Origin of the sequence: Pseudomonas sp. JDS08PS003 (assembly GCF_045013505.1) — a bacterium.
Classification (GTDB): Bacteria; Pseudomonadota; Gammaproteobacteria; order Pseudomonadales; family Pseudomonadaceae; genus Aquipseudomonas; species Aquipseudomonas protegens_B.
Genome location: NZ_CP120724.1, coordinates 4,331,042 through 4,343,320 on the forward strand (window position 1 = coordinate 4,331,042; position 12,279 = coordinate 4,343,320).

A 12,279-nucleotide genomic window follows, 5' to 3' on the forward strand; every position below is an offset into this window, starting at 1 on the left:
CCGCGATCAAGATCGCGGGCCCGCTTCGCGTTACCGCCGAATCACGGCCGGCGGTACACCTCGCGTCCGGCAAAATAGGTCGTCAGTACCTGGGTATCCGCCAACTGCTCCTGAGGCACCTGAAACACATCGCGGTCCAGCACAATCAGGTCGGCCTGCTTGCCCGGGGCCAGGCTGCCGATCTGTTGCTCCAGGCCAATGGCTCGCGCGGCATTGCGGGTGTAGGCGTAGAACAGGGCTTCCCGGTCGATGCCTTCGTCCTTGTTCAATACGCCCTTGGGGCCCTTGCGACTGATGGCCTGGGCGATGGCCTTCCAGGGCTCGGGGGTGCTCACCGGCCAGTCGCTGGCGCCGGCAATGGTGGCGCCGTTCTTCAAGAGCGAGCGCGCCGGGTACATGAACTGGAACTGCATGGCGCTGATGTAGGGCTGGAGCAGGTCGATGCTCAACTCGTCGGCGGACGCCCAGTACAGCTGCATGGAGGCAATCACGTCCAGAGGCTTGAAGCGGGCGAACTCCTTGGGGTTGACCATCTGCAGATGAGTGATGGAGTGCACCACGCCACTCTGACGGTCGCGCCGCGCCTGCTCGATGCCGTTGAGGGATTCGCGCACCGCGCGATCGCCAATGGCGTGCACGTGCACCAACCAGCCCCGGGCATCGGCGGCGCTGACCAACTCGCCGAAATGCGCCGGGTCGATCAGCAGTTCGCCGTCCTTCTTCGAGTTCTTGTAAGGGGTGAGCAAAGAGGCGGTCTGCGCCGGGAACTCGGCCACGCCGTCGGCGAAGATCTTGATCCCTGGCAGGCTCAGGTTCTCGACGCCGAGGAACTGCCTGCGTACCCTGGTCCAGCACCTCGAGGTCCGCCGGGCGGCTCTTGGGATTGGCCACCATCAGCGCCGCGACCCGCAGGTTCAACTCGCCTTGCTGTGACAGCGCCTTGTACACCGGCAGCACGCCAACCGTCTTGGCAGTGGGGTGCATGGCGAACAGCGCGTCGCCGGGGGTGGCGTTGGCCGCCGGGTCCATCAGCGCGGTAATCCCCAGGCTGAGGTTGAGATCACGGGCCGCGCGCCCGGCATCCAGCAACTGCTCGAAGCTCGGCGGCGGCAGTTGCGAAGTCAGCGCCGAGAGCCCGGCGTCGGCGACAAAGCCGTTGGGGCTGTGGTCGGGGTGGTGGCCGATGGTGGCCTGCGCTTCGCCCTGCAGCGCCTTGACCCGCGCGGCATCGATCCCGGCGCGTTTGAGCATGGCGCGGTTGGCCCAGCCGGTGTGGTAGTCCCAGCCGACGAACAGCACCGGCGTGGTGGCCCATTCGCCCTGGTTGAAACGTTGCTCCAGGGCATCCACCTGGCTCCAGTAGGTCGAAGGAAAACCGCTGACGCTGAGGATGTCGCCATGCCGCGCCCTACCGTCATCGCGCCAGCCGCGCAGGCGCTGCTCCAGCTCATCCAGGGGCAGTTGCTGGCTGTCCAGATCGGCGGCCTTGAGCTTCAGGCCCCCGAAGATGGCGTGGCTGTGGCTGTCGATGAACCCCGGCATCAGCACCTTGCCCTGCAGGTCGATGATCCGGGTCCCGGCAGCCTTGAGCGCCAGGACCTCGGTATCGCTGCCGACCTTGACGATCCGTCCCTGCTCCACCGCCACAGCCTGTTGCAGGGGCTGGCCCTGTTCGGCGGTGAACACCTTGCCGTTGTGCAGTAGCAGGTCCACCGCTGCCTGGCTGTGCATCGAGGCCAATACCAGCGCCGAGGCCAGCGTGATCTTCAGAGCGTTTTTCATTGTTGTTGGCACCCTTGGGTCAGAATGGGCGAGAGACTAGCCAACTCATCGGCGCTTAAGAATACTGCTTCGCGCAAGACATCCTTTCCAAAGAGGCAAGACTGAAATGGACCAGCTGGGCGCCATCACCATGTTCGTGACCACCGCGGACCAGGGCAGCTTCACTCGCGCCGCCGCGTGCCTGGGCAAGACCACCTCGGCCCTGACCAAGGCGGTCAGCCACCTGGAAAGTCAGCTGGGCACCCGGCTGTTCGAGCGTTCGACCCGACGCATCGCCCTCACCGAAGCCGGGCATATCTACCTGGCCAGCGCCCGGCAAGTGCTGCGCCAACTGCAGCAGGCCCAGGAAGACATCGAGCGCCTGCAGCAGGAAATGTGCGGCACCCTGCGCCTGGTGGCGCCGCCCTCCTTTGCCCCGGCCTTTCTCAATGGCGCCTGCTATGACTTTCTTGAGCAATACCCGCAGATGCGGCTGGAAGTGGAACTCACTGACGAGTTCGTCGACCTGCACAGTGGCGGCTATGACCTGGCGGTGCGCGACGGCCCGGTGGAGCTGCCGGACCTGATCGCCCGCCCGCTGACGGCCAACCGCATCCTGCTCTGCGCCAGCCCGCGCTACCTGGAACGCCAGACCCTGCCGGTGACCCCGGCGCATTTTGCCGCGCATGACTGGCTGATCTTCCGTCATCCGGCGCTGAACCCGCATTTCTGGCGCTTCACCTTGAATGGCGAGCAGCAGCGTGTGCCCCAGCCGGTGCCGCGACTGGCCAGTGACAATTACGACTTTCTGTTCGGCGGGCTATTGGCCGGGCTAGGCCTGCAACTGTGCCCGCAGTGGAGCGCGGCGCCCTACCTGCGTCGCGGCGAGCTGGTGCAACTGCTGCCCGAGGCGCAGCTCGACCCGGAGCAATTCGGCCCGCGAATCCATGTGATCTACCCGGCTCACCGGCGCCAGACCCGCAAGCACCAGGCCTTTATCGAATGCCTGAACCGCTACCTGGACGAACAGCAATTGCATTGATGGGACAGGTCCCCGGTCGCTGCGTGCCCAGGCCCCCTCTGGCAGTGATCTGAAGCCCATCGAGTTTTGCCAAAACTGCCACGGGTCGGATTGCGCCAGGGCCCGAGCGCTGCGGCTCTTCAAGCCTTGAAGATGTTCTGTCATGCGATGGCCAACTCCCCACGCACTCGCCAACTCGCACACCTTCAGTTGCTTGTTTCGCCGATCAGTAAATCCTGTGGGAAATAGACTTCTACAACTGAATGAACATCACATCATGAATGTGACTAAAGGCTCAGTGAAATCAATTCATTTTCACTCAATTAATAGCTCAGCATAAAATGCGCCTAAATTATAGATAACATAAAGACTACTGAGCAAAAGAAACCAGAAATAAAATTGGGAAGCACTAAGAACCCACAAATGAATTCAGGTTCTATCTCGGAAACCAGGATGCCAGATTACCATGAGCAAAGAATTTACATTTACCATTAAAAGCATTTGCTTCGACGAGCACTATCACCCTTCCGAAAACACACGCATCACTACCAATTTCGCCAACTTGGCCCGTGGAAAGAGCCGCCAAGAGAACTTGCGCAACACCTTGAGAATGATTGACAACCGTTTCAATGCATTGGCGCATTGGGACAACCCCAAAGGCGATCGTTATACCGTCGAACTTGAAATCATTTCCGTTGAAATGGGTATCGATACTGAAAGCAGTGACAATGCCATCCCTCTGATTGAAATATTGAAAACGAATATTTTTGATCGAAAGACCAATGAACGCCTCGAAGGCATTGTCGGAAACAACTTCTCCTCTTACGTACGAGATTATGACTTTAGCGTGCTGTTATTGGGGCACAACAAGGATCAACCAACATTCAGCGCTCCTGACAATTTCGGAGAGCTGCATGGAAAGCTATTCCAGCACTTCATCAACTCAAGCGCTTACAAGGAAAACTTTAACAAGCCACCGGTCATTTGCCTCAGTGTTTCGAGCAGCAAGACCTATCACCGGACTGAAAACCAGCATCCTGTATTGGGCATCGAGTACCAGCAGGATGAATACTCCTTAACTGATGATTACTTCAAGAAAATGGGCTTGAAAGTTCGCTACTTCATGCCTTCAAATAGCGTTGCGCCTTTGGCTTTCTATTTCGTCGGCGATTTGCTCAGTGACTACACTAATCTTGAGCTTATCAGCACCATCAGCACAATGGACACTTTCCAGAAAATTTACCGCCCTGAAATTTACAACGCCAACTCTGCTGCAGGTAAATCCTACCAGCCAAGTTTGCAACACCAGGACTATTCATTAACTCGAATTGTCTATGACCGAGAAGAACGTAGCCGCCTGGCTGTTGAGCAGGGGCAGTTTGTTGAAAACAACTTCATCAAGCCGTACCAGGCCATTCTTGAGCAGTGGTCCGCCAATTACGCTCTTTGACTGATTAAAAATACAAGGCCATTCATGATGAAAAAACTGTTACCCACTTCAACTGCCGGCAGCTTGCCTAAACCCTCCTGGCTGGCACAACCTGAAACACTGTGGTCGCCCTGGAAGTTGCAAGACGAGGAATTGGTTGAGGGCAAACACGATGCGTTACGTTTGTCACTGCAGGAACAACAACAGGCCGGTATTGATATCGTCAGTGATGGCGAACAAACGCGCCAACACTTTGTCACTACTTTTATTGAGCACCTCAGCGGCGTTGATTTCGCGAAACGTGAAACCGTTAGAATTCGTGATCGCTATGATGCGAGCGTGCCAACGGTGGTGGGTGCTGTTACTCGGCAAAAGCCGGTGTTTGTTGAAGATGCCAAGTTTTTACGTCAGCAAACCAAGCAACCCATAAAATGGGCGCTGCCAGGCCCGATGACAATGATCGACACGCTGTATGACAGCCACTATAAAAGCCGCGAAAAACTGGCGTGGGAATTCGCCAAGATCCTCAATCAGGAAGCCCTGGAGTTAGAGGCTGCCGGTGTGGATATCATCCAGTTTGATGAGCCCGCCTTTAACGTTTTCTTTGATGAGGTGAATGATTGGGGAGTGGCCACCCTGGAAAGGGCAATTGAAGGTCTTAAGTGTGAAACGGCGGTCCATATTTGCTATGGCTATGGCATCAAGGCCAATACAGACTGGAAGAAGACCCTGGGATCAGAGTGGCGACAATATGAAGAGGCTTTCCCCAAGCTGCAAAAGTCCAGTATCGATATAGTCTCACTGGAATGTCACAACTCTCATGTCCCAATGGATCTCATTGAACTCATCAGAGGCAAGAAAGTGATGGTCGGGGCCATTGATGTGGCATCCAATACCATTGAAACACCAGAGGAAGTGGCCAATACCCTACGCAAAGCACTGCAGTTCGTGGATGCCGACAAACTCTATCCTTGCACTAACTGTGGCATGGCGCCCTTATCTCGTGGAGTGGCAAGAGGCAAGCTAAAGGCTTTGAGCGCCGGTGCAGAAATTATCCGAAGAGAACTCTCGAACCCGTGCTGAACTAAAGCCGGAAGTGCTGTGCGGGGGGATTGAAGCGGCGGATTGAAAAGTTACGGGACTGTTTCAGGCCCTCCTCAACATTTTCGAGCAGCACCCAATATTTAGGACCCACTATGTCACTTCCCAGTACTGCTATCGAGCCATTGAACTTTCGCGAAGCGCTCGGGCACTACGCATCCGGTATCACGGTGATTACCTCACAGGTTGATGGCGAGCCGATTGGCTTTACCTGTCAGTCGTTTTATAGCGTGTCGATGAGCCCGCCGCTGGTGTCATTCAGCGTCATGTCCAGCTCGGCCAGCTATCCCAAGATTCGCCAGGCGGGTCGATTCGTGGTCAATATCCTGTCAGGTGAACAGGTCAAGATTTCCAACCAGTTCGCTCGCAAAGGCACAGACAAATGGCATGGCGTTCAATGGCAGGAATCGCCGTTGGGTAATCCGATCATCACCGGCAGCCTGCACTGGCTGGATTGTGAAATTCATGCCGAACACGCCGCAGGTGATCACCTGATCGTGGTTGGTGAAGTGAAAGCGTTAAACCTGCAACAAGCGGCTGCTACGCGGCCATTGCTGTATTTCAAAGGGCAGTATTGCAACCTCGCGGCCCATGGCGCGGTTTGAGCCTTGACCTGCACTGCGCTCTTTCGCTGCGGGCCTGTTTCAGGCAGCTCGATGGCTTGTGAAGCAGCGGGACGCCATCGCCGCGGCCTCTGGGCGATCGCGCTGAACAACAACGGCGCCGATCGCCGCCAAACGGCCGCCGCTCTTACTCTTGTACCGGAATCTGCCGCAACGGCTTCACCGATTTGAAGGAAAAGCTCGAATAGATCTCCTTCACCGCCGGCAGGGCCTGCAACACCTCCCGGGCAAATTCACCGAAGGACTCCAGGTCCCTGGCCAGCACTTCGAGAAGAAAGTCATAGCGTCCGGAGACGTTGTGGCAGGCAATGATTTCCGGGATCTCCAGCAGCCGCTGCTCGAAAGCCCGGGCGGTCTCCTGGGAGTGTGACTCCATCATCACGCTGACAAAGGCAGTGACCCCATAACCCAGAGCCTTGGGCGAGAGGATCGCCTGGTAGCCGGTGATCACCCCGCTCTCTTCAAGGATTTTCACCCGTCGCCAGCACGGCGACGTGGTCAGGGCAACGTTGTCGGCCAGTTCGGCGTTGGTGAGCCGGGCATTGTCTTGCAGGGCGATCAGCAGGGCTTTGTCCGTGCGATCCAGACCTTGGGGCATGTTTTGCCTCTTTATCTTGTTTTTATGAGGATTTATTCCAATCACTCAACTTTTAAGGGGTCAGATTAGAATTTATTGCGCCGAATTTGAGCATAGCATTAAGGCCTGTACCAAAACTCACCGAGCAAAGATCAGGCAAGGCAAAAACAGGCGAGGAAGGGCCGGAGTCGCGGTCGACTGTAGGGCCTACATGAGCATTCCGATCGGACTCGCGCACGAGCCTGTTTCTACGTAGCGCCGAAGGCGCGAAGTGCACAGCATGGTCGAAGCGCAGGCAGTTTTCGTATAGAGCCTAGAGCAAATCCGGGAGTGTTCACCATGCACACCAAAAGCGGCGACCTTGGTTTTTCCACCCGAGCCATCCACCACGGCTATAACCCTCAGGAGCACCAGGGCGCGCTGATTCCACCGATCTACCTGACCTCCACCTTTACCTTCGCCACCGCCGAATATGGCGCCGGCTGCTTTGCCGGCGAAGAACCCGGCTACTTCTACACCCGCATCGGCAACCCGACCCTGGCGTTGCTCGAAGCGCGCATGGCGGCCCTGGAAAATGGCGAAGCCGCAGTGGCCTTCGGTTCCGGCATGGGCGCCATTGCCGCCACCCTGTGGACCCTGCTGCGCCCCACCGACGAAATCATCGTCTGCCGGACCTTGTATGGCTGTACCTTCGCCCTCTTGCACCACGGTCTGGCCGAGTTCGGGGTCAAGGTGCGCCATGTGGACATGAGCGACCTGGGCAACCTGCGGGCCGCCATCAGCCCTGCCACACGCATGATCTATTGCGAGTCCCCGGCCAACCCCAACATGCAACTGGTGGACATTGCCGCCGTGGCCGAAATCGCCCGCCAGCACCCGCGCATCACCTTTGCCGTGGACAACACCTTTTGCACCCCCTATCTGCAGCGTCCGCTGGAGCTGGGGGCCGATCTGGTCGTGCACTCAGCCACCAAATACCTCAACGGCCACGGCGACATCACCGCCGGTATCGTGGTCACCCGCCAAGGTCTGGCAGAGCGGATTCGCCTGCAGGGCCTGAAGGACCTCACCGGCGCGGTGCTCTCGCCCCAGGACGCCTTTCTCCTGATGCGCGGCCTCAAGACCCTGGCCCTGCGCATGGACCGCCACTGCAGCAACGCCCAGACCCTCGCCGAGTACCTGGAGGAACATCCGCTGGTGCAGTGGGTCGCCTACCCCGGCCTGCCGTCCTTCGCGCAATACAGCCTGGCGCAACAGCAGATGAAATTGCCCGGCGGCATGATCGCCTTCGAACTCAAGGGCGGTCTGGCCAGCGGCAGCCGCTTCATGAACGCCCTGCAACTGTTCAGCCGCGCCGTGAGCCTGGGGGACGCCGAGTCCCTGGCCCAGCATCCGGCGAGCATGACCCATTCCACCTACACCCCGGAAGAACGGGCCGAACATGGCATTGCCGAAGGCCTGGTGCGCCTGTCGGTGGGTCTGGAAGACATCGCCGACCTGCTGGCCGATATCGCCCAGGCCCTGGATGCCTGTGTCGAACCCGCGGCGCCGCTGCCGGCCTTCGAGGCGGTGGCCAGGATCGGCAAGGCCCTTCCTTGAGCGGGGTCAAAACCGTCCCGGGCTGGCCGGTCTACAACCCCGAGTTGCCGATGCGCCGCTGTCTGCGACGCATCATGCATTCACGCAACACCCGCAACACCCCTTGAACCGTTACCCACAGGAGTGGAACAACATATGAGTCGTATCAATAACAAAGCCACCCAACTGCTCAGCGCCATGATTCTTGCCGGCCTCGCCTGCCATTCCCTGGCAGCCGACAGCATCAGGATCGGCATCGCCGGGGCCAAGACCGGCCCGGTGGCGCAATACGGAGACATGCAGTTCAGCGGCGCGCGCATGGCCATCGAGCAGATCAACGCCAAGGGTGGCGTCGACGGCAAGCAACTGGTGGCCGTGGAATACGACGATGCCTGCGACCCCAAGCAAGCGGTGGCCGTGGCCAACAAAGTGGTGAATGACGGCGTCAAGTTCGTGGTCGGGCACCTGTGCTCCAGCTCCACTCAGCCAGCGTCCGACATCTACGAAGATGAAGGCATCGTGATGATCACCCCGGCCGCCACCAGCCCGGAGCTGACCGCCCGGGGCTACAAGATGGTGTTCCGCACCATCGGCCTGGACAACGCCCAGGGCCCGGCGGCGGCACGCTACATCGCCCAGCTGAAACCGACCAATGTGGCGGTGCTGCACGACAAGCAGCAGTACGGTGAAGGTATCGCCAGCTCGGTCAAGGACATCCTCGGCAAGGAAGGCATCAAGGTCGCGATGTTCGAAGGCATCAACGTCGGCGAGCGCGACTATTCGTCGATCCTGGCCAAGCTCAAGCAGGCCAATGTCGACTTCGTGTACTTCGGCGGCTACCACCCGGAAATGGGCCTGCTGCTGCGCCAGGCCAAGGAAAAGGGCCTGACCGCACGCTTCATGGGGCCTGAAGGCGTAGGCAACGACTCGATCTCGCAGATCGCCAAGGATGCCTCCGAAGGCATGCTGGTGACGCTGCCCAAGTCCTTCGACCAGGACCCGGCCAACAAGGCCCTGGTGGAAGCCTTCGAAGCCAAGAAGGAAAACCCCAGCGGCCCGTTCGTGCTGCCGTCCTACTCGGCAGTGGAAGTGATTGCCGGGGCCATCGCCGCGGCCAAGAGCGAAGACCCGGAGAAAGTCGCCGAGGCGATCCACGCCGGCACTTTCAAGACCCCCACCGGCGACCTGAGCTTCGACGAGAAAGGCGACCTCAAGGACTTCAAGTTCGTGGTCTATGAGTGGCACTACGGCAAGCCGAAGAGCGTGGCGGCAGAAAGCGCCGGGCTGTAAGTCAGTGACAAGGTGCCGCCCCGTCCTGGGCGGCATTCTACTGGCGCCAGGAAACAATCAATAAACTCAATTAAAACCAATACTTAGATTCTGCTATCGAGTTAGCGCTGTTCTTTCTCGAACAATACCCGACGCTTTTACTCTGAAATCCCGCCTCTAGCAGACGCAACTAAAACAGGCGCAAACGGCATTCAACAACCGCTTGAAACGCATAAGACCTTAGACTAAGCATCCAGTACTTTCGTACAGAATCGTTAGCCTGCTTAGTTTCCTGACACTCAACTTAAAATCCCAAGCCCAGCGCATCACTAAAAGTGAAGCCCAGCCTGTAGCGCCTGCAGACCGTGGCTTATCTCCTATAAAGATCGATCTCCCCGGTAACAGACAAAGCGCATCAAGCGCTCTTACGGCCAATACAAAAGTTGAGCAGCAACGTCAACCTTTGGCGTTACAACGAACGCTTAATCAAGCGCCACCGAACAACTAAAAAATAAAATTTGCGAACTAAATTCAATTCTGTTTATTGTGCATTCGCGCACTCGCTAGCTTTAGCGAAAGATGGATTACCGACGCCAATATTTTGTTCAAGGAGAAAAGAACGTGGATCCCTTTATCGGAGAAATTCGCTTGTTCCCTTGGGGTTGGGCACCTCAGGGTTGGCTGCCTTGCGAGGGCCAGGTTCTGCAAATCAACTCCAATGTGGCGCTGGCTTCCCTCCTGGGCAAAACCTATGGCGGTAACGGCACCACCACATTCGGCCTGCCGGACCTGCGTGGCCGGGTCGCCCTGGGGCAGAACTACAGAGCCTCCACCGTCGATCCGATCATGGATGTGCACGCGCTGGGCAGCATCGGCGGTAGCGAGACCGTTACGATGCCGCAAAACTCGGTGGCCCTGCACAACCATGCCACACATGTCTCGACCGACCCGGGCAACGATGACCCGGCAGGCAACATTCCCGCCGTCAGCTCGAACTCCAAGGGGGCCGCGGCAAAACCGACCTACGCCGTGGCCACCGGCGCCCTGATCAGCCTCAATCCCGCCACTATCACCCAAACCCAAGGCGCGGCCATGCCGAACATGCAGCCCTCCATCGTCGGCTGTTTCTGCATCGCTACGACGGGCATCTACCCGCCGCGCCAGTAACGGCTGTCTACAGACCCTCAAGCAAGGAAACTGACATGTCTGAAGCCTTCGTCGGAGAGATCCGCATGTTTGCCGGTAACTATGCGCCGGAAAATTGGGCGTTTTGTGACGGTACGTTGCTGCCGATCAGCAACTTCCAGGTCCTGTATTCATTACTGGGCACCCTGTACGGCGGCAATGGCAGCACCAACTTCGGCCTGCCGGACTACCGGGGTCGCCTGCCCGTGGGCCAGGGCACCGGAACGGGTCTGACCCCAAGAACGCTGACCCAAACCTTTGGCGTGGCAGCCGTGACCATGAGGCCGGAAAACACCGCGCCCCATACCCATGGCTTCATGGTGAGCAGCCAGGATGCCACGTCGGCGAGCCCGTCCCCCGCCGCCACGCCCAACAACATGACCTTTGCCACATTCCCGGGCGTGGGGATCATCACCGGGCTGTACAGCGCAGGCACCGGAACCTCCGCCAGCGTCCCGCTGAACCCACAGTTTCTCGACTCGGCACTGACCCCGGCCGGTGGCGCCACGACCCCCCATAGCAACCTGATGGGTTCATTGGCGATCAACTACATCATTTGCCTGCTCGGCCTCTATCCGACCCGACAGCAGTGACCCCCTCACTCAATCTGGAATGACCGATCATGGATGCGTTTACCGGTGAAATCAGACTGTTTCCCTACAACTTCGTCCCGCAAAACTGGGCGTATTGCGATGGCTCGACCATCACGGTCCAGCAAAATCCAGCCCTCTATTCGGTGATTGGCAACCTGTATGGCGGCACCCCCGGCCAGAACTTCAAGCTGCCCGATCTCAACGGGCGCGTGGCCATGGGCGCCGGGCTGAGCGATATCCCAGTTGGCAAGGCCCTCGGCGCCGACCGGATAACCATGGTGGCCAGCAATTTCGCCCCGCACACCCATCAGGTGGTGGCCAAGGACGGCAACGAATCAGCGGCCGCCCTCGATATCCCCAACAGCACCGCCTACCTGGCGCAGCCCCGCAATATACGCCTGTACAACAACACTGCACCGACCGCGACAGGCCCGAGACTGGCGGCCATCACGGTGGGCAACGCCGGCAGCGGTGCAACGTCGACGGCCTTGCGCAACACCATGCAACCCTTCCAGACGCTGTCCTACTGCATCTGCCTGGATGGCGAGTACCCGATCAGAGCCTCATGACTCACATCACCCCTCTCCAGTTGCCGGCAGGCAGCGTGGCCGTACTGCGCAAGCAGAACGGCCACGACCTGGGATTTCTCCAGGCGCTGTACGCCTCGCGCCGTTGGGCCGAAGTCAGTGCAGTGCCTGGCTGGAACGACGCCCAGCGCCGGGCTTTCCTGCACACCCAGGCCGAACTGCAACGCCAGCACTATGAAAAGCACTTCCCTGCTGCGGACTTTCTGATCGTCGAGCAGGCCGGTAGCCCGATCGGGCGCCTGTGCGTGCAGTACGCAGCCGACGATGTGCGAATTGTCGATATCGCCCTGCTGCCGGACTGGCATGGCCGGGGCATCGGCACCGAGTTGCTGCGCACAGTACTGGCCAAGGCCGACGCCCAGCATCAGACCTGCAGCCTGAGTGTCGAGCACGGCAGCCGGGCCCGCGGATTGTATGAGCGACTGGGCTTCCGCGCCGGCGCCGATACCGGCCTGTACACCCAGATGCAGCGTCCCGCGCGGATTGCCGCACGAGAAGAAATCGACAGTCCCTGAGCATCAAGTAATACCTGCCCCCAAGGGGCCGGCTGTAGCC

The 12,279-nt window shown here is 59.0% G+C and carries 11 protein-coding genes and 1 pseudogene; 10 read left to right on the forward strand and 2 right to left on the reverse strand.

Annotated elements, in window-relative coordinates:
- Positions 1-41: 41 nt before the first annotated feature.
- A pseudogene (locus P7C00_RS19295) lies at positions 42-1,782 on the reverse strand (amidohydrolase).
- Between the two features lie 106 nt (positions 1,783-1,888).
- Here P7C00_RS19295 and P7C00_RS19300 point away from each other — a divergent pair.
- From P7C00_RS19300 to P7C00_RS19315, 4 genes are all read left to right on the forward strand, one after another.
- On the forward strand, positions 1,889-2,803 hold the full coding sequence (locus P7C00_RS19300) for a LysR family transcriptional regulator (RefSeq protein WP_346635564.1): 915 nt from the start codon (positions 1,889-1,891) through the stop codon (positions 2,801-2,803).
- A gap of 445 nt (positions 2,804-3,248) precedes the next feature.
- Complete coding sequence (locus P7C00_RS19305) at positions 3,249-4,232, forward strand: DUF1852 domain-containing protein (RefSeq protein WP_346635565.1); 984 nt, start codon at positions 3,249-3,251, stop codon at positions 4,230-4,232.
- 27 nt (positions 4,233-4,259) lie between these two features.
- A complete protein-coding gene (locus P7C00_RS19310) occupies positions 4,260-5,294 on the forward strand; it encodes a methionine synthase (protein WP_346635566.1) in 1,035 nt (344 codons plus the stop codon).
- A 113-nt stretch (positions 5,295-5,407) separates the two neighbouring features.
- Positions 5,408-5,917 (forward strand): flavin reductase family protein, encoded by a 510-nt coding sequence (locus P7C00_RS19315; RefSeq protein ID WP_346635567.1) that lies wholly within the window; start codon positions 5,408-5,410, stop codon positions 5,915-5,917.
- Positions 5,918-6,062: 145 nt separating this feature from the next.
- Here P7C00_RS19315 and P7C00_RS19320 read toward each other — a convergent pair whose 3' ends face one another.
- Entirely contained in the window at positions 6,063-6,533 is a 471-nt protein-coding gene (locus tag P7C00_RS19320; RefSeq protein WP_346635568.1) for an Lrp/AsnC family transcriptional regulator, read from the reverse strand.
- A 318-nt stretch (positions 6,534-6,851) separates the two neighbouring features.
- On the opposite strand from P7C00_RS19320, the gene P7C00_RS19325 reads away from it, so the two are divergent.
- From P7C00_RS19325 to P7C00_RS19350, 6 genes are all read left to right on the forward strand, one after another.
- Complete coding sequence (locus P7C00_RS19325; RefSeq protein WP_346635569.1) at positions 6,852-8,111, forward strand: methionine gamma-lyase; 1,260 nt, start codon at positions 6,852-6,854, stop codon at positions 8,109-8,111.
- Between the two features lie 135 nt (positions 8,112-8,246).
- Positions 8,247-9,380, forward strand: coding sequence for a branched-chain amino acid ABC transporter substrate-binding protein (locus tag P7C00_RS19330; protein WP_346635570.1), 1,134 nt, complete (start codon positions 8,247-8,249; stop codon positions 9,378-9,380).
- Between the two features lie 600 nt (positions 9,381-9,980).
- Positions 9,981-10,526, forward strand: coding sequence for a tail fiber protein (locus P7C00_RS19335; RefSeq protein ID WP_346635571.1), 546 nt, complete (start codon positions 9,981-9,983; stop codon positions 10,524-10,526).
- A 35-nt stretch (positions 10,527-10,561) separates the two neighbouring features.
- Positions 10,562-11,137, forward strand: coding sequence for a tail fiber protein (locus P7C00_RS19340; RefSeq protein WP_346635572.1), 576 nt, complete (start codon positions 10,562-10,564; stop codon positions 11,135-11,137).
- Positions 11,138-11,166: 29 nt separating this feature from the next.
- Positions 11,167-11,706, forward strand: coding sequence for a phage tail protein (locus tag P7C00_RS19345; RefSeq protein WP_404937125.1), 540 nt, complete (start codon positions 11,167-11,169; stop codon positions 11,704-11,706).
- Positions 11,703-12,239 carry a GNAT family N-acetyltransferase gene (locus P7C00_RS19350; protein ID WP_404937126.1) on the forward strand — a complete coding sequence of 179 codons (537 nt, stop codon included), beginning with the start codon at positions 11,703-11,705 and terminating at the stop codon, positions 12,237-12,239. Before P7C00_RS19345 ends, P7C00_RS19350 begins: the two co-directional genes overlap by 4 nt.
- The last annotated feature ends 40 nt before the right edge of the window (positions 12,240-12,279 follow it).